The 18956-nt window shown below is 46.2% G+C and carries 17 protein-coding genes; 11 read left to right on the forward strand and 6 right to left on the reverse strand.

Features of this window, described 5'->3' with window-relative positions; translation table 11 throughout:
• Positions 1-159 precede the first annotated feature (159 nt).
• Positions 160-357, reverse strand: a complete 198-nt coding sequence (locus ACIGG7_RS03100; RefSeq protein ID WP_224942515.1) for a hypothetical protein — start codon at positions 355-357, stop codon at positions 160-162.
• A gap of 128 nt (positions 358-485) precedes the next feature.
• A complete protein-coding gene (locus ACIGG7_RS03105; protein ID WP_397548768.1) occupies positions 486-1100 on the reverse strand; it encodes a lysozyme inhibitor LprI family protein in 615 nt (204 codons plus the stop codon).
• Positions 1101-1599: 499 nt separating this feature from the next.
• Between ACIGG7_RS03105 and ACIGG7_RS03110 the strand changes: the two genes are divergently transcribed.
• The 7 genes from ACIGG7_RS03110 (at position 1600) to ACIGG7_RS03140 (ending at position 10037) form a co-directional block, all read left to right on the forward strand.
• Positions 1600-2325 carry a GntR family transcriptional regulator gene (locus ACIGG7_RS03110; protein WP_397548769.1) on the forward strand — a complete coding sequence of 242 codons (726 nt, stop codon included), beginning with the start codon at positions 1600-1602 and terminating at the stop codon, positions 2323-2325.
• Positions 2326-2342: 17 nt separating this feature from the next.
• Positions 2343-3533 carry an iron-containing alcohol dehydrogenase gene (locus ACIGG7_RS03115; protein WP_397548770.1) on the forward strand — a complete coding sequence of 397 codons (1191 nt, stop codon included), beginning with the start codon at positions 2343-2345 and terminating at the stop codon, positions 3531-3533.
• Positions 3534-3635: 102 nt separating this feature from the next.
• The gene (locus ACIGG7_RS03120; RefSeq protein ID WP_397548771.1) at positions 3636-5384 is read left to right on the forward strand and encodes a thiamine pyrophosphate-binding protein; all 1749 of its coding nucleotides are present in this window, start codon (positions 3636-3638) and stop codon (positions 5382-5384) included.
• Positions 5384-6313: a bile acid:sodium symporter family protein gene (locus tag ACIGG7_RS03125; protein WP_397548772.1), complete on the forward strand. Its 930-nt coding sequence runs from the start codon at positions 5384-5386 to the stop codon at positions 6311-6313. Before ACIGG7_RS03120 ends, ACIGG7_RS03125 begins: the two co-directional genes overlap by 1 nt.
• A complete protein-coding gene (locus ACIGG7_RS03130; protein WP_397548773.1) occupies positions 6310-7284 on the forward strand; it encodes an SDR family oxidoreductase in 975 nt (324 codons plus the stop codon). Before ACIGG7_RS03125 ends, ACIGG7_RS03130 begins: the two co-directional genes overlap by 4 nt.
• A gap of 46 nt (positions 7285-7330) precedes the next feature.
• Positions 7331-8128 (forward strand): SDR family oxidoreductase, encoded by a 798-nt coding sequence (locus ACIGG7_RS03135; protein WP_397548774.1) that lies wholly within the window; start codon positions 7331-7333, stop codon positions 8126-8128.
• Between the two features lie 181 nt (positions 8129-8309).
• Entirely contained in the window at positions 8310-10037 is a 1728-nt protein-coding gene (locus tag ACIGG7_RS03140; protein WP_397548775.1) for a phosphotransferase, read from the forward strand.
• Between the two features lie 31 nt (positions 10038-10068).
• On the opposite strand, the gene ACIGG7_RS03145 is transcribed toward ACIGG7_RS03140, so the two are convergent.
• From ACIGG7_RS03145 to ACIGG7_RS03160, 4 genes are all read right to left on the reverse strand, one after another.
• On the reverse strand, positions 10069-10476 hold the full coding sequence (locus tag ACIGG7_RS03145; RefSeq protein WP_397548776.1) for a hypothetical protein: 408 nt from the start codon (positions 10474-10476) through the stop codon (positions 10069-10071).
• 526 nt (positions 10477-11002) lie between these two features.
• The gene (locus ACIGG7_RS03150; protein WP_397548777.1) at positions 11003-12400 is read right to left on the reverse strand and encodes a sensor histidine kinase; all 1398 of its coding nucleotides are present in this window, start codon (positions 12398-12400) and stop codon (positions 11003-11005) included.
• Complete coding sequence (locus tag ACIGG7_RS03155; RefSeq protein ID WP_397548778.1) at positions 12390-13094, reverse strand: response regulator transcription factor; 705 nt, start codon at positions 13092-13094, stop codon at positions 12390-12392. Before ACIGG7_RS03155 ends, ACIGG7_RS03150 begins: the two co-directional genes overlap by 11 nt.
• A gap of 39 nt (positions 13095-13133) precedes the next feature.
• Positions 13134-14375, reverse strand: coding sequence for an FG-GAP repeat domain-containing protein (locus tag ACIGG7_RS03160; protein WP_397548779.1), 1242 nt, complete (start codon positions 14373-14375; stop codon positions 13134-13136).
• A gap of 174 nt (positions 14376-14549) precedes the next feature.
• On the opposite strand from ACIGG7_RS03160, the gene ACIGG7_RS03165 reads away from it, so the two are divergent.
• The 4 genes from ACIGG7_RS03165 to ACIGG7_RS03180 all read left to right on the forward strand — a co-directional run bounded on the left by ACIGG7_RS03165 (position 14550) and on the right by ACIGG7_RS03180 (position 18898).
• Positions 14550-15497: a polysaccharide deacetylase family protein gene (locus ACIGG7_RS03165; protein ID WP_397548780.1), complete on the forward strand. Its 948-nt coding sequence runs from the start codon at positions 14550-14552 to the stop codon at positions 15495-15497.
• 20 nt (positions 15498-15517) lie between these two features.
• The gene (locus ACIGG7_RS03170) at positions 15518-16390 is read left to right on the forward strand and encodes an LCP family glycopolymer transferase (RefSeq protein ID WP_397548781.1); all 873 of its coding nucleotides are present in this window, start codon (positions 15518-15520) and stop codon (positions 16388-16390) included.
• A gap of 176 nt (positions 16391-16566) precedes the next feature.
• Entirely contained in the window at positions 16567-17829 is a 1263-nt protein-coding gene (locus ACIGG7_RS03175) for a S1C family serine protease (RefSeq protein WP_397548782.1), read from the forward strand.
• 181 nt (positions 17830-18010) lie between these two features.
• Positions 18011-18898: a peptidylprolyl isomerase gene (locus tag ACIGG7_RS03180; RefSeq protein ID WP_397548783.1), complete on the forward strand. Its 888-nt coding sequence runs from the start codon at positions 18011-18013 to the stop codon at positions 18896-18898.
• Positions 18899-18956 lie beyond the last annotated feature (58 nt).

Consider the following 18956-nt stretch of genomic DNA (forward strand, 5'->3'; position numbering starts at 1 on the left):
AACGTAGAATAAATGGGATAACGGATTAATTTTTTCTGATTTGGATTAATAATAGCTAAAAGGGATTAATCATTTTGATTCCGGATTAAAAAGGGGAGAATCCGGATCAATTCCCGGATTGCCGTTTGCTGATAAGCATTCTTATTATAAAAATGAGAATTATCTCAGAATCCTAAGGTGCCTCTCGATCCTCTCGACTCTTTGAGTTAAGGAATAAATCTTTCGATCCAGCATGGCATATTGTTTCCTGAGAATATCTATCTCCGATTCATAGCCTCCTGGATACTGACGTACATGGTGATAGTATCCCGGGGCATTGGCATACACTGGTTGATTGTTTCCTCTGTGAACCAACATTTTAGTCAACTCCTATTCAATAGACTGCCGTGCAGTGAGTTCGATCATTTAAAGTGTATGTGCAACAGCCTATTCAGGTGAAACAAAAAGAGGGAAGTCCTGAAACTCCCCTCTATAACACCCGTGCTTTAGTTTGTCATATACTCCTCCACCAACTCATAACATCGATCCTTCGTCGACTCATACAACGAAATATACCACGCTACATATTCAAACGTTCCACCTTCATACTTCAGTCTTTCTTTTTCCGCTTTTTCTTTTTTCTCCTCGATCCATTTCAATTGTTCCGTTTTTAACTCTGCCATGACTTCAGGGGACAGTTCTTTCTTCAGCAGGGCATAGATCTCATTCAAGGCATCGTCATACTTCTCATAAGACACGCCATAATAGTTTTTCATCGCGTTAGTGACACCTTTATCGGAATCCTTTTTATCCGGCATGGCATCCAGTTCCTTTTGGATGTTGTCCAGTCTTTCTATGTAGGTTTGTTTTCCTTCTATTTTTGTGACGGTATTGATAGGTTCTTCTTCTTTGGTCTTTTCAGCGGAAGCTTCCTCCTGGTTGAAATCCGTTTGGCTGCTGTCCTCATCGGATTTCAAGGATGTGTCGGTTGACGGATCCTCCTTACTTACGGATACAGATTCTGACTCAGAGTGATTCTCTGCATCCCCGGATGACTGGCTACAGGCTGACAATAGAATGGTGAATGATGTGGCCAAAATAAATGCACGATGTTTCTTCATTCTTACAGCTCCTTTTGAAAATAGATTACTGGGTTATTTTAACATAAATAGGTATTGTGTTTTTGTGTAAATATGGCTCTTATTGCAGTTAGGAATATAGTATCTGCTTTCATTTTTCATCAAGTAGAAAAGAAGAGATGAGATTTGGAAGGAGGATGTTTGGATTGAAGAATTATTTTAAAGTAATAACGAATATGCACCAGATTCAACAAGTAAAGAAGTAAAAAACTACTTGCTGAAAATTCTGAATTATAATACTATTTAATTACACCACTGTTCTTTTTAAAGAATAGAATGCAACTACTTATGTTCCATCTACCACTACCAATCTTCTTTCGAACAATTTCCAACAACACCATTGTACGATCATACCCTACAGATTAGATTCATATACTTGAAGTGCAGCGCCGGTCAAAGGCATGAAATTGAAGCATTCTTTATGTTCCAACTGGTCCGGACGTCGCGATGTGTATTTGACACGTAAAGGAGTGAAGTCCATTTGATTGATACAAATAATCCTGTTCCTTATCATCTTCAGATTAAAGATATCCTTACGAGGGAGATTGGGGAAGGGGTTCATAAGGAGCGGATTCCGAGTGAAAGAGATTTGATGGATCGGTTTTCCGTGAGTCGGACGACAATTAGGGAAGCTGTTTCGCATTTGGTCACTGAAGGGGTCCTTCAGAAAATCCATGGAAAAGGAACGTTCATTTCTCAGAAACCCCCTGTACATGAGTGGCTGGATTCATTGAACAGTCTGACAGATACGGTGAAGAAGATGGGGATGGTGCCAGGTTCCAGACTGCTTCATTGTGGGATGGAGAAAGAGGATCAATTGGTTTCTGAGATGTTAAACGTAAACAGGTTCTTCACGATTGAACGTTTGAGAACGGCAGATGGCATCCCGATAGCGATTGAACGGCATCATTATGCGAAGGAGCTCGGAATGAAGGTAGCGGAATATGATTTGGAGGCTGCAGCGATTTACGATTTGCTTGAGAATGACTTGGGAATTGAAATGGAAGAGGCAGAACAGTTTATTTCAAGTAAAGTGGTCACAGATGAGGATGCGCTGGAACTGGATGTCCGGGCAGGCTCGAATGTGCTGTGTGTGGAACGCATGATGACGGATGTGAATGGGGAAACGATTGAATATTATACGAGTGTGTTCCGGCCGGATATGTATGTGTTCAGGATCAAAACGAGACGGAAGAAACTGTTTTAGGAGAGGGGGGAGTATGAATGAAGGAGCTATGTTTACCAAGAAGATTGAAAGTAGGGGCAGGCTCGTTTTATAAAGTAGGGGAAGTAGCGAAGGAGTTGCACGCTTCTCATCTATTTATAGTCTGCGGTTCATTGTTGATGAGGGAACCGTTTCTCTCCCAATTCAAAGGGATGCTCAGTCGCCAAGGACTGACGGCTGACTTCTTCTCCGGTATAAAGGGAGAGCCGACTACAGAGGAGTTAAATGAAGCATTGAAACAGCTCAAACAGAGTGGAGCCGACTGTATCGTGGCGGTTGGTGGAGGAAGTGTCATAGATCTTGCAAAGGCTCTTTCAGTCATGGGACTTGTTGAAGAGGCGACCCTTGATTCAATCCCCGGGATGAGGGTGTTGGAGCGGCTCCCGTTGATAGCGGTGCCGACGACTGCGGGAACTGGATCCGAAGCATCCCGGGTGACAGTCATCACGGAGCGTGAAAGTCAGGTGAAGAAAAATCCCGGTCATGAAGGAATGGTCCCTGATGCAGCGATTCTGGATCCCGTGTTGACGGTCAGTCTGCCGAAACACGTGACAGCTTATACAGGTCTTGATGCTCTCGCTCATGCAATGGAAGCCTATGTTTCTAGAAAAGCGACGCCATTAAGTGATCACTTCGCTCTTGAAGCGGTCCGATTGATAGGGAAATGGCTGCCAGAGGCATATGAAAACGGTGAAGACCTGGAGGCGAGGGAAATGATGCTTCTCGGAAGCTATTATGCAGGGGTGGCGTTTTCTAATGCTTCTACGAATCTCGCACATGCCGCTGCCAGACCGCTCGGAGCAAGGTTTCATATTCCTCATGGTCTGAGTGTTGCATTATTGATGCCGTATGTCATTGAGTTCGGACTGGAGGCAGCAGCCGAGCGTTATGCTGATATCGGCCATATGCTAGGGGGCAACCAAGAACAATCTCTGAAAAAGGCAGAGTATGTACTTGAAAGAGTGAGAGAGTTTAATGACAGATTTAACATCCTTCAAGAGGGTTCAGCGTATATACCTGATGGAGAAGCCTTTATAAATGTCATGCCGACTCTGATTCAGAATGCTATGTCCGGTAACGGTATTTTAACGAATAAGACGGTACCTGATGAACGGGATATAGAGAGAATCTATTTGCAACTTTTGACCAGTTTGAAAGAGGAGTGGAGGATGAGTGGGATTCAGAAGTAATGAACGGACTGGCTGAAGCGTTATCGATATAGGTGACGTTTTACATAGGTTCATATGAAACATAAAGACGAAATTAAATCGAACCATAATAGGAGGGCAAGTATGGGAGAAATGACGGGTGGAGAAGTTATTGCGAATATGCTGCGGAAAGAAAATGTAGAAAAGGTATTTGGAATCATTGATGGAACGTATTTCGGGTTCTATTCGAATCTTGGGAATAACGGGATTGAGCTCATTACGCCGAGGCATGAGACGAGCGCCGCTCACATGGCAGGTGCATATGCGAGGGTGACGGGGAAGCTTGGTGTTTGCATGGCGAGCAATGGTCCGGGAGTGGCGAATATCCTTCCAGGGCTGGTTGTCGAGGAAGGTGAGGGAAATCGGGTACTTGTGATTACGAGCTCACGAAGGACGGGCATCATGTATCCAGATCGCGGCGGTACGTATCAATGCTTTAATCAGACGGGGGTCATCTCAAACATTGCCAAATGGAGTGAGGCCGTTCCTTCCTTTGAGCGCATTCCTGAAATGATGCGCACGGCCCTTAGGAAATGCTATGAAGGACGTCCGGGTGTCGTTCATATTGATATCCCTGAAAATATCCTGAACTCCAAGAATAAATGTGACATAGCCTTTTGGGAACCTCATCAGTACAGGGTTACAGAAATGCCTGGTGCATCAGAACAGCAGTTGGATAAGGCTGTTGAATTGCTCATTCATGCCGAATACCCGATGATTCACGCCGGCAGTGGAGTGGTTCACTCCCGGGCCTATGAGGAGCTTGAAATGACAGCGGAGCTCCTGCAGTCCATGGTTACGACAAGCTGGGCGGCGAGGGGGGCAATCCCAGAGACGAATGATTTGATGCTTCCGATGATACACATCGCGACCAACAATAAATTAAGAAATGAAGCGGATGTCGTTCTCGTTCTCGGGTCCAGGCTTGGAGAAACAGACTGGTGGGGGAAAGCGCCGTATTGGAACCCAGAACAAAAGGTGATACAAGTTGATCTGGATCCAGGGATTCTTGGAGCCAATAAGCCGGTGGACTTAGCGGTCCAAGCGGATATTAAGACGTTTCTAACCCAACTCTATGACCGCCTGCTGACACGGAGGAATGAAATTTCTGCAGGAGAACGAAAAGTGAAGAATCAAAAGATCATCGGAGAAAAGGAAAAAAACCGAAAGAAACTAGATCAGCATCTGGAAGATATGGCTGTCCCGATGAACCCCGCGCATATTCCGTCCATCTGCCAGGATGTGTTCCCAGAGGATACGACGTTTGTACTCGATGGGGGGAATACGGTGATTTGGTCGAACTTCTTTTATCAGGTCAAGAGACCGGGAACGGTTCTCTCGACCTATAAATTCGGTATGCTTGGAGCGGGACCGGGGCAGGCACTTGGAGCGGCGGCTGCCAATCGGAATCGTCCCGTCTGCTGTATCATCGGGGATGGTGCCATGGGCTTTCATCCACAGGAAATTGAAACCGCTGTCAGAAATGAGTTGCCCATCATTTTCCTTGTGATGTGTGATAAGCAGTGGGGAATGGTCAAGATGAACCAGCAATTCGCTTTAAAACCAGTGAAGACTTTGATTAAAAAGTCATTAAGCCCTGAAGAGACCATCAATGCGGATTTAGGGGTAATCCAATTTGATCAACTGGCGGAAAGCATGGGAGCCCATGGGGAGCATGTCAATGACCCGAGGGAATTAAAGGGCGCAATTGAGCGTTGTTTTGAAACGGGCAAATGCTCCGTGATCCACGTAGACGTTGATCCCGTCAAGCATATGTGGGCGCCAGGGCTGAAGTATTTCAAAGATATGCATCAGGAACCTAAGGGCAAATAATGAGTATTGATCAGGTTCAGTTGAATTTCAATCCGACTACGCTGACCATTTTGAACATGGTGATCGGGTTCATTATGTTTGGAGTGGCACTGGATTTGAAGCTGGAGGATTTCAAACGGACTTTCTCTACCCCTAAACCGATGTTGATCGGGCTGACGGCACAATTTTTGCTTCTCCCGGCTTTCACTTTCGTGTTAGTCTCATTGATCGATCCGGTTCCGAGCATTGCGTTGGGCTTGTTCATGGTGGCAGCATGCCCCGGAGGCAACCTGTCTAATTTCATCACGTACTTATCCAAAGGGAATACGCCTTTGTCCATCTCGATGTCAGCCGTGTCCACTGTTGCGGCAATCTTTTTGACCCCGGTGAATGTGATGTTCTGGGGCTCATTGTACCCGGGGACGGAATCTCTGCTTCGGTCCTTCACCATTAATCCTGTCGATATGCTGTTCATGATTTTCTTGATGCTCGGGCTTCCTCTCGTCATAGGGATGTTCATCCGGTATAAATACCCGGTACTCGCCATGAAGGTGAATAAACGGATGAAGAATATATCCATAGCGTTCTTCATCTTGTTCCTCCTATCGGCACTGATTTCAAACTTTACGTATTTTGTCCAGTTTGTCGGCATGGTGGTGCTGGTCGTTTTCCTTCAAAATTTGATTGCTATGCTGTCCGGATATTTTTCCGCTCGGGCCTTCAAGCTTCCGGAAGCTGACCGACGCGCAATCGCAATCGAAGTGGGGATCCAAAACTCCGGACTTGGGCTTGTCTTGATCTTCAATTTCTTTGACGGTCTTGGCGGCATGGCTATCGTTGCCGCCTGGTGGGGCGTGTGGCATCTCATATCCGGTCTTTCCCTTGCCGCATTTTGGTCTAGAAGGGAACCGGCAGTCATTCCACCAGTCAAAGGAGGGGTTGAGGCATGAATGTACTAATCACCGGTGCTGCCGGGTATCTTGGCAGCACTCTTCTGAAACGTTTGACAGAGAATGGTGGGCTGATAAGGAAGATTGTCGCAGCCGATATTAAAGACATTTCCGTTCACCACCCGAGTGTGGAGTTTGTGGAACTGGATGTCCGTTCAGAGAAACTGAATGAGGTGCTAAAACAACACCGTATTGATACGGTCGTCCACCTGGCTTCAATTGTCACGCCGGGAAGGAAGAGCAATCGGGAATTCGAGTATTCCGTTGATGTACTGGGAACCGAAAATGTATTAAAAGCCTGTGTGAATAATGGAGTGAAGCGCATCGTGTTGACTTCGAGCGGTGCGGCTTATGGATATCATGCCGATCAGCCGGCATGGTTGATAGAAGAGGATGCCATCCGCGGGAACGAGGAGTTTGCTTACTCCTATCATAAGAGGCTGGTGGAGGAAATGCTTTCTGAGTACCGCCAAAATCACCCGGAACTTGAACAGGTTATCTTTCGAATTGGCACGATCCTCGGCGATTCAACCAACAATCAGATTACGGCTCTATTTGAGAAGAAGATGATGATCGGGGTGGCAGGTTCAGACAGCCCCTTCGTCTTCATCTGGGATCAGGATGTGATAGAGTGTCTTCTAAGAGGAATCACTGGAACGAATACAGGAATCTTCAATGTAGCAGGAGATGGTGCACTCTCTGTTGAAGAAATTGCGGATATTCTTGGGAAGCGGGTGCTTCGAATCCCCGCATGGTTGTTGAAGTCTGTGCTATTTGTTCTGAAACGATTGTCTATGACTCAATACGGGGAAGAGCAGGTGAATTTTTTAAGGTATCGCCCTGTTCTTGCGAATGAAAAGTTAAAGACGGAATTCGGCTATACACCTGCCCTTACTTCTGAGGAAGTATTCCGCTATTTTCTAGAAAAGAGATCAATCAATGCAAAAAGGGAATCAACAGTTGCTTCATAGATGGGAATGGACCGGTTTGATACCGGTCTTTTTTAGGAGGGATTAGATGGATGTTAAGAGTAAGAATGTCTTGATTACGGGAGCGGCAGGTGGATTGGGAAAAGAACTTAGCTTGGCATTCGGCAGCAGGGGAGCGAGGATCATCGCTTTGGATATAAAACCTGAACCCCTTCAATCATTAAAGGATTTTCTGGAGGAGAAACACATCTCATGCAGCACCTTTGTATGCGATATAGCTGACAAGGATCAATGCCAGCGCGTTGTTAGAGAGGTGGAGGCTAGTGGTATCACCCTTGATATGGTCATCCACAATGCGGGCATTTCCCATCGCAGTACATTCGCTCAGACACAGCTGGATGTGCTTGAAAGAATCATCGCCGTCAATATAAGCGGAACGATCAATCTTACTCACTTTACCCTGGATCATCTTATCCAGAGTAAAGGGACCTATGTCGTCGTTTCAAGTGTCGCAGGCTTTGCTCCGTTAATGGGGAGAACAGGATATGCAGCCAGTAAGCATGCGCTGCATGGCTTCTTTGAAACACTTCGGGTAGAAGTGGAGGAAGACGGGGTGAACGTCTTGATGGTATGTCCTTCTTTTATGAAAACAGCAATGGAACACACAGCCTATGGAGGTGATGGGAACCACGTCGTTCAGAAGAAACAAACCGTCGGGAACGTTCTAACACCAGAGTTTGTAGCTGGACAGATTGTTAAAGGGGTAATGGCCAAGCGGAAAAGGATCTATATAAGTCCAATTGCCAAACTGTCATTGATCACAAGCAGGATCGTGCCTGGGGTATACAGCCGGATCATGAAGAGGAGTGTGAGGGGGGAGTTCTAGAAGAGTGTATCTATCATTCCAAGTAAAACGTAGGGCAGGCAACTAAATTTCGAAAAATGCTAGCGAGACCTTTTCGTTTACCTTACCCATTACAGCTCACCTTCTGGTAAAATTAGGTTTATGAATCTAGTAAACTAAAAAAGCCAAGGTACCTGTCCCCATGGCTAACTGGAGGTGCCACATGCTCAATATCAAAACCGAATACCATTTTAAAAAAATAGACCCCATCACCAAAGGCTGGTCAAGTGACAAGAAATATTATGTAGAAGCAGATACAGGTGAAAGACTGCTGCTCCGGACGGCGGATGCTTCCGAATATGAGAGTAAGAAGAGCGAGTTCGAGGCGATGAAGCGTCTGGTCGAGACGGGGATCCCAATGTCAAAGCCCCTCGAGTTTGGTGTGTGTGACGATGATCAAGTGTATACCCTTTTTACATGGTGTGAAGGAGACGACGCGGCTGAGGTGCTGCCTAAGCTGACGGATACGGAGCAGTACGAGCTCGGTCTGAAGGCGGGTCGCTATCTCCGGAAAATTCACTCCACGCAGGCACCCCCCGATCATGAAAAGTGGGAAACGAAATTCAATCGCAAGGTAGACAAAAAGATTCAGCAATATCATGATTGTCCGGTGAAAATCGAAGCCGGTGATCTCATTCTTGAATACATAGAGGCAAACCGGCATCTTCTCGTCGGCCGTCCGCAAACCTTTCATCACGGCGATTATCATGTAGGAAATATGGTCATTTCAAATGAAGGGGAGCTCTCCGTCATCGACTTCAATCGCCATGACTTCGGTGATCCATGGGAGGAGTTTAACCGCATCGCCTTCAGTGCGTCGGCAAGTCCCCATTTTGCCACGGGACAGCTCAACGGCTATTTTAACGGAAGGCCGCCGGAGGAGTTCTTCAAGCTCATGACCTTTTACATCAGCAGCAATATGCTGTCTTCCATACCCTGGGCGATGATGTTCGGGGAAGAGGAAGTGGATACGATGAAGAAGCAGGCGAAGGAAGTGCTGGAGTGGTTCGACGGGATGAAGAATCCGGTACCGACGTGGTATGTGGAGGATTTTGATATTCAATATATCGATCAAATTCCGTTTAAATTAAAGTCCCCGTACGACCTTTCTTTTATCGGGGAGTATGGAGAGGTCTTCAAGGTGTATGACGATCAGGATTCGGGCAATATTTGTTTCGGGGTACAAAACGGTGAACACAAAATGTTTATCAAGTTCGCCGGCGCCCCGACAGCGCGTTATGCGGGCAAACCGGAAGAGGCAGTCGCCGAGTTGAAGGCTGCCGTCAAGGTGTATGAAGATCTGCGACATCCTCATTTGATCACATTGATTCGTGGGGAAGAAGTCGGTGGGGGATATGCCGCGATCTTTGAATGGACGGACGGGGAGTGCATGGGGAAAATGTATCCACGCTCTCGGGAAAAATTTATGGAAATGCCGGACAGCACAAAAATGGATGTCTTCCGTGATATCCTCGACTTTCATATCCATGTAGCGGAGCAGGGGTATGTCGCCATCGATTTCTATGACGGCAGTATCCTCTATGATTTTGTGAAAAAAAAGACAGTGATCTGCGACATTGACCTTTATTCGAAACGCTCCTATATCAATCCAATGGGCAGAATGTGGGGGTCCTCCCGATTCATGTCTCCCGAGGAATTCGAACAAGGTGCCGTCATCGATAACATCACGAATGTGTATCTGATGGGAGCCACCGCCTTCGCGTTGTTTGGCGGAGAGCGGGACCGGTCGATTGAAAAATGGAGATTGAGCAGTGACTTATATGAAGTGGCGATGAAAGCAGTGAGTGATGATCGGGAGAAGCGTCAGCAGTCGCTGAAGGAGTTTAAGGAAGAGTGGGACAGGGGGACAGGTTCCTTGTCCCAGTCTTGATGAGCCAGGGGGTCTGACCCCCTGGCTTTCATTATCCATTTAAATAATAGACATACACGTTTCGGTCTTCATCATACTCGAGAGATAAACGATTATATGTACGATCCTCAAGCGTGACGCTGTCTAAAGATAACGCCAGCATGATATCCTCTTTGTTCGTTTCAGTAGATTCCTTGATGATCTCTCTGCCTGAATGAAACAAACGGTATTCAATCGTGTTGGGTGCTTTTTCACTAGCGTCCGCATATGGCTCTTCGCCCTTGCATTCATGCAGTTCCATCACATAGTGACCATCTCTGAAATGATTACCCTTATTTTCATAAACGATTCCATCATGGACCCAATAGTTTACAAAGAATCGGATACTTGTTTCCAAACTGGATAGGTCCTCAAAGGTTTTGATTGATTGATTTTCCAATCGATACTCCAACGTGTTCAATGAAAGTCCTCCCTTATTCGTCTATCTATCTTTCTATATTTAAATGTTAACATAAATTAACAAATCAGGGAGGTGCGTTGTCCCCTTCTTCAATTGGTCATGAGTCAAGGTACCTGTCCCCCCCCATGGTTTTCCGTAAAGATTATTCGACAAGTTGGTTGAATAAATGGAAAAACGGATTAATAAAACGGATTGAGGGTAGAATACGCTGGATTAGGGATTAATCGTTTTGGAAAAAGGGTGAATCATTTTAAAACCGGATTAATTCCTCCATGAAAGTCGTTTGATGGATTAAAATTCTCTTATTATCAGAGGTGAGTGGCCATCATCGCTATGATATACAGAGGCTTACTCTATTACGGAAGCGATGAAGTCCATTTTCTCGATAAGTTGCGGCATAGATCAGGGGACAGGTACACTGTCTGCTAGACAATCATGAGCCAAGGTACCTGTCCCCCCGGCACAGCAACCTCACCACCCCACAAAAAAAGACAGACCCAACCGGATCTGCCTCTCTCCAACACCATCAACCCCGCCCACTATTCAAAAGCGGCAACGAGAATCCAACCGTTGTTCCTTCATGCTTTTTACTTCTGATGAATAGCTCACCGTCATGATGTTCAATAATTTGTTTGCAAATCGCCAGCCCAAGTCCGACGCCGTCTGTATTCTCGTTGGCTTTATAGAACAGGGTGGAGACATGCCGTAAGTGTTCTTCTTCGATTCCTTCGCCCTGGTCTTCCACTTCAAATTTCAGGTCATGTTCTTCTTTTGAGTATCGAACCGTGATGGTGCTGTTTTTACCTGAATATTTGATGGCGTTCTCGATCAGGTTGAGGAGCACTTGCCGGATCCTGTTCTGATCAGCCATTAGTTTAAGAGGTCCGTCCTCAATCAGGATGATTTCCTGTTCTTTTTGCTGGCGCTTCTTATCGAGCTGTAATATGACTTCCTTCACCAGCTGATCAAAATAAAACGGTGACGGGTTGATTTCAAATGTCCCGTTCTGATAGCGGGAGAAGTCCAGGAGTTCTTCCACCATGTCAATCAGTCTGTCGGTTTCTTTCGTGATGATGGAAAGACCCGTTTTGGTTTCTTCCACATTCTCGGGATCCCCTGTTTGCAATGTTTCGCTCCAGCCCTTGATGGAGGTGAGGGGGGTCCTGAGTTCATGGGATACGGACGAAATGAATTCGTTTTTCATTTTTTCCGTCCTGAGAAGCTCTTTTCCCATATTGTTAAATGTTTGGCTCAGGGTGTGGAATTCATCTTTGTACTGTCCGTTCACCCTTGCTTCCAGATCGCCTTCCGCCATGCGGTTCGAGACGTTCGTCAATTCGATGACGGGCTCCGTGATGATCCGGGAAAAAAAGGTACTGACGATAAAGACAATCCCAAGAATCCCAATCCCGATTGCGGACAGGGTGATCAAGATTCTTTGAAAATTTTCATCCAGTCCTTCGACGGATGTGATAAAACGGAGGATGCCGATCGTCTTATCACTGGATTCCAGTGGGACCGAGACGGCAAGGATTCTCTCTCCTGTTGCCGGATTGGTGCCGAACCAGGTGCCTTCTCCTTTTGAAAAGGCATCCTTTACGTCGGGATAGTCCTGTTTTTCATCGGGGATGAATCCACTCGAGGACGATAAGACGATTCCAGTTCCGCTTAATATTTGGGTCTCGGCCTGGTCGATGGAGAAGTTACTCTGAAGGTCCTGCAGATTCTCCCTTAGATTGTACGTTGATAAATGACCATAGCGCTTGGCGAATGTTGCTGAATTCTCTGCATGGTTTTGCAGGATTTCAGCCGTGCCGTTGTAATAATAATGATAAATGCCGGAAGCGACGATGCCTAGGAACAGTAAGATCGTCATCGTGATCAGCGTTAGATTTTGTATGAGTAAACGACGTCTAATTCCCATTATGCTTACCTTCTCCGGATTCATCCCAGCGATATCCGTAGCCCCATACCGTCAATAAATAGTTCGGATTGGAGGGGTCTTCTTCAATTTTTCGCCGGATCCGCCTGATGTTGACATCGACGATTTTTGGGTCCCCCATATAATTGATCCCCCATACCTTGTCGAGCAGGTCGTGACGGCTGATGGCTTTTCCATTTGCTTTCAGGATGGTGCTGATCAGATCATATTCCACCGGGGACAAATCGACGTCCTTCCCCTTTAACTTTAGGAGCCGCTTGCTTTCATCGAGATAAATGGATGTAGCCGGCTTTTCCGGTTCAACAGGGCGGATCCTTCTTAAAAGCGCTTCGATCCGGGCGATCAATTCATTCGGGCTGAAGGGCTTCGAAATATAATCATCGGCCCCGTTCATTAAGCCATGAACTTTATCCATTTCCTGGACTTTCGCAGTCAACATGATGATGCCGATTGACCGGTTCCACTCCCGGATCTCTTTGCATGCTTCAAACCCGTTCATCCCGGGCAGCATGACATCAAGAAGGACGATATCCACCGGATCCACCTGTTGTTTCAACAGCTCGATGCCAGCCTCTGCATTGTCTGCCTGCAGCACGTCGTATCCATATCGTTTCAAGTTGATTTCAATGAAGCCCCTGATGCTTTCTTCATCTTCAATGATCATGATTCGCTTCAATCTTACCACCTGCATTTCATTTGAAAGTGACTGCTTCTGTTATTCAGAAGATAATACATGTACATATTCCTTGAATTCGGATGCGGACGATTTCGTCACGTAAACGAATTGGTTGCTTTCCATCAGGACATTCCAGCCTTCAAGGGAATCTTTCTTATCTTTGTCCACGACATATAGATCAAATAGGAGGGAGCCGTCTTCCTCCGAGAGGAATTTGACATATCTCCTTCCATCGGATGCTTCAATTTTGATTTCCGGCCATTCTTCCGGGATCGTCAGTTCATACTGATACGGATAGTTCTGATAGGAACGGGAGACGAATTCCGGCTTGCCGCCATCAGACAATTGATAGTATTCGTGTATGAAAGGCATATCCACATACGGTTTGTCGGGATTCGCCTCGATCAGGATCGGAAATTCCAGAATGCCGTCTCCATTTTTGTCTTCACTGTTTGCGGAAGTGGCACGGAATAATTTATCTTTCATTTCCTTTGGAACGAGTTCCACTAGCTTCTTGTTTTTTACACCGACGATGAACGAAGTCGAGGAATGGGCCCCGACAGTGGAATCGAATATCGCCCCTTTAACGGACGGAGTGACGTAGCCGGATGCCGAGTTATAGTATGGATAGACATAAGGATCGAGCTTCAGTTCATCCACCTTCTCCGGTTTCTCTTTTGAAAAGGTATAAAGGGAGACGGTATGCTCCTGATTCGGGATCAACGATGAAAGCAGGAGCTCCTCACGCCCGTCTTCATCATAGTCATCCGAAAAGAATGCACTATATTGGGACTCGAACAGCTTGGCTGGCTTTTTGCCTTCTATATTATAGATGACGAGGGCCGAGTCAGACGCTTCTGCTGCATAGGAAAAGCCAATCAGCAGTTCCTTCGTGCCGTCCCCGTTCAAATCAGCTGCTTCGACCTTCATCAATTCCCTTCCAATATCTTTAACGCCGGACATCTTCGTCCATTTGCCTTCTTTATTTTCAAGGATGATCCCCTCCATTTGAGAGGTTTCGTCGGGAAGGCGGTAGAAGACAATCAACTCTTCTTGTCCGTCCCCATCCAGATCGGTTTTCATGATCGTGTCTGCCGTTTTATCTTCGTTTGGAGAGAGCCACTCCGCCTGTGCAGGAACGAATGCCTGAATGGCCTGCTTCAATTCCTGCTGTTCGACAGGAAGCTCCGGAGGCTTCATCAAGGAGGAGTTGGATTGAAATAAGGAACAGCCGCTTGTGACAAGCAGGATCCCGGTCAAGAGAAAGATCATTTTTTTCATCTGTTTTTCACATCCTACCAATTGCTTTCAATAGTATAGTGTAAATTTATTCGACAAAAGTAACAAGAAAGTAACAAATTTTGCAGAGTGATTGTAACCGCCTAGTAACCCTTTCCCGCCGGTTTTCTCTTACGATGAATATAGAACAAAACAGCCGGAGGAAAGGTGAATCACATGCGAAGAAAAAGAAGATTAAAGAAAAGTGTACGAATGACATTCGGGTTACTATCGGCCCTTCTCATCCTAGTATCGACCATTTGGGTGATGGATATAGGCGAAGCCAAAACAAATGAGAATATGGAAAAAGTAATGGCAAAAGAAACAGCAGAGCAGAAGCCTGCCAAGGATCAGAATGATGATGTGAAAAAGAAGGTGGAAGAGGGGAGCAAGGATACCCCTGAACAAGAAGGGAAGGCAGAAGAGTCCGTTCCGGTTGATGGGCAGTCACAATCCACCGTCGATCAGCCTGAAGTGGAGGAAACAACGGAGGGTGATCAAGCACAGGAAGAACAAACTCCACAAGACGAACAGCCGACGGTTTATCTTACATTTGATGACGGTCCAAATGAAAACACAGAAGCCATCCTGAACGTCCTGGAACAATACGATGCGAAAGCGACATTCTTTATGCTTGAGCCGAATATGAGGAGATTCCAAGATTCGGTGAAAGAGATGGCTGAAGAAGGCCATTCAGTCGGCATGCACGGTGTGACCCATGATGCGGCGAAATTCTATCAATCTAGTCAATCAGTAGTCGGCGAAATGAAAAAAGGGCAAGCGACCCTGGAATCGATCACCGGTATCCACAGCAACCTGATCAGGGTCCCTTACGGATCGGTGCCGAATATGACGCCTGCTTACCGGGCAGCCGTTGATCAAGCAGGATTTCACATGTGGGACTGGAACATCGACAGCGAAGATTGGAGGCTGTTAAGCAAAGAATTTGTTCCGAATGTGATGGAACAAATCAATGCGTTCCCTTATGGAGATTCACCGAAAATCATCCTGCTTCATGAAAAAGATGTGACCCTTGAGTATTTGGAGGAGCTTCTCATCGACTTGACAGAAAAGGGATACGACATGAAGGCAATCACACAGCAAATGGATCCCGTGACATTTTAACGAAAGAGGAGTTGTAACACATGAATAAGAAATGGAAAATAGGCATCACAATCCTGATTGGATTGACCGTCATATCGGGAGGGCTTCTGTTCTTTGTTTTTGCAAAGGTGGGGGCATTCTTCGATGAAACATATGAACCGATTGACGTTCCCAAAGCTAAAGAAGAAAAAAGTGAAACGGCACCCGAAGATAAAATCCATATCCTATTGATGGGAGTCGATGAACGACCACATGATAAAGGAAGGCCGGACGTCATGATGGTAGTCGAAATCGATCCCGTATCCGACAAAACCAAGGTAGTCAGTCTGCCCAGGGATACCAAAGTATCCATCCCGGGACGAGATGAATGCACCAAGCTGAATCATACGTACACATATGGAGGGACCACCCTCACCGTCCAGACGGTTCAACAACTATTGGACATCAACATCGACTACTACGCAAAAGTAAATATGAACGGATTTGAAGAAGTCATCAAAGAAGTCGGTGAACTGACCTTTGAGAATGATTTGGACTTCACCTTTGATGGATACCACTTCCCAGAAGGAGAATTGACGCTGTCCCCGGATGAAGCACTCGCCTATGTCCGAATGAGAAAGCAGGATCCGATGGGTGACGAAGGCCGGAACGAACGTCAGCGGAAAGTCATCAAGGCATCCGTCGATAAGCTTCTGGAACAGAACGATTACGGAAAAATCCTTGAACTGCTCGATACCGTCTCTCCATACCTTCAATGGAATATCCAGGAGAAAGACCTGAAGGAATTATACACAGACTATTCACACGCGATGAAACAGATGGAATCGTCGGAACTTCCGGGTGAAGGGAAGCTCGAGGATGATGGGTTATGGTATTTCATTGCTGACAATCCGGAGCAGGTATTCTCAGAGTAATATAGATAAGAAGTAACCAGAACCTTGTACGTGAGACCAAACGTACAAGGTTCTTTTTTCTTTCCCACAATCTTCCCAGCATGTACACACATTGTTAATAGTTTCGTAATATTTACCTTCTAAGATGGATTTAACAGCAAAGAACACTAAGCAAATCCACAATAGGAGGTAGCGACATGCTAGACAATCACAATCAAAACGAAGAAATGACGCATATAGAATCAGAAGAACCTGTGAAGAAAGAAGACATGCAGAGAAGCCCGAAGCCGAAGAAGACGTTTAAAGGACGTGGCTTCCTGAACACGGTTGGCGCCGGGATCATCGGATCTGTCCTGACACTGACGGTACTCCCTCAAACGAATTATTTCGACAATCTGACTCAGTCTGGTGTTGAACAATCGGCAGACACCGGACAGGCGGATACGGCAGCGGATTCAGGAATCACGCCGACAACGGTTTCTACCGGGAACAGCGGCGATATCGCCAATATCGTGGAGGATGCCTCTGAATCCATCGTCGGAATCGTCAACTATCAACAGCAGAACAGCATGGGTGGATCACAGGAGGCTGCGGCCGGGACAGGCTCAGGTGTTCTCTTTAAAAAAGACGGGGATAACGCGTATATCATCACGAACAACCATGTGATCGAAGGAGCCTCTAAAATTGAAGTGTCTCTCTATGATGGAGAAAAGACGGATGGTGAGCTGATTGGAGCCGACCCACTGACGGATCTTGCTGTTGTGAAGATCGATGGGAAGTATGCAGACAACCTGTTGGAAGTCGGTGATTCCAGTGCCCTGCGCGCCGGTGAACAGGTCATCGCGATCGGGAACCCCCTCGGACTGGATCTATCACGGACGGTGACACAAGGAATTGTCAGTGCCGTCGACCGTACGATTCCTGTACAAACTTCTGAAGGTGAATCGGAACTTAACGTCATCCAAACCGACGCTGCCATCAACCCTGGTAACAGCGGAGGCGCGCTCTTGAATTCCAAGGGTGAACTGATCGGGATCAACAGTGCGAAGATCTCGAACTCCGGTGTCGAAGGACTCGGGTTTGCGATTCCAAGCAAGGATTTCATGCCGATCGTCAGCGAAATCATCAAAACAGGTAAGGTGGAACGTCCGTATATCGGAATCGGTATGACAAACCTTTCAGATGTTCCACGTCACTATCTGCCGAACCTGCCACAATCAGTAGAAGCCGGTGTGATTGTCGCGAATATCGACCCAACATCCGCAGCAGCCGACGCAGGAATTAAAGAGGGCGATGTCATTACAGAGCTGAACGGAGAATCTGTTGGAAGTGTCGCCGATTTGAGAAGACAGCTGTATGGAGACTTGAAGGTTGGGGATAAAATCACCCTGAAGATTTTCCGGGATGGAAAAGAGATGAGTGTGGGATTGACGCTTACTAGTAATGAAATGATGAATTAAAAATGGGATGAGTTGTGCCTGGTACAGATGGGCTGGAATGTACCAGGTACAAAGTGAATGGAATGTACCAGGTACAAATCAAATGAAATGTACCAGACACCAAACCCCAAAAAACCAATCATACCAAAACACCAAGAATCTACAAAAAAACGACGAAAAGATCACAAAGGAGTACGGGTAAGTGACGAAAAAGAAACGATCGATCACAATTTGGAGCATTATTGGAGGAGTTGTCCTCATCGGATCACTGCTGGCGGTGTTTGGCTTTTCCAAGGAGGAGGTGGTGGCGAAGGTCGGAAGCGAGTCGATCAGTAAAGAGGACTTGTATGCGACACTGGTGGATCAATACGGGGAAGGCGCTTTGGATACGTTGATTGCCGAGAAGATTGTGAAGCTTGAGAGCGAGAAGAAGGACATCGCGGTGAAGGAAAGTGAAATTGATAAGGAACTGGAGAACATAAAAGGTCAATATGACAGTGAAGAGGCATTCAATGAGGCTCTCACATCAAGCGGGGCAGATCTGGATAGCGTCAAAGAGAATATCAAGACGTACCTGCTGACGGAGAAGCTACTGAAAGACAGAGTCTCGATTACGGATGATCAGATTAAGGAATACTTCGAAGCGAATAAAGACTCATTTGCTCAGGCGGAACAGGTAGAGGCCAGTCATATTTTAGTGGATGATGAAGAGACCGCCAAGGAAGTGAAGGCGAAGCTCGATGACGGTGGGGAATTCGCGGAACTAGCGAAAGAGTACTCCACGGATACATCGAATGCCGAGTCAGGCGGGGAGCTAGGTTATTTTGGCAAAGGTGAAATGGTGACGGAGTTCGATGATAAGGCATTTTCCATGAAAAAAGGGGAAATCAGTGAGCCGGTCAAGACGGAATTCGGCTACCATATCATCAAAGTGACGGATAAGAAGGAAGCGAAAGAGGCCGTTCTTGCCGATCATAAAGACGAAATCAAAGACACCCTATTTGATCAGGCTCTACAGACAGAGTATGGAACATGGCTTCAGGAAAAGAAAGAGGATTATCAAATCGAGAATCTATTGAAAGATTCATAAACCGGTCATGGTTTGTTCATGATTTGGTCATAATTGTTGGAAATACTGTACATGCAGC

This window comes from Rossellomorea sp. NPDC077527, assembly GCF_044542955.1.
Lineage (GTDB): Bacteria > Bacillota > Bacilli > Bacillales > Bacillaceae_B > Rossellomorea > Rossellomorea aquimaris_E.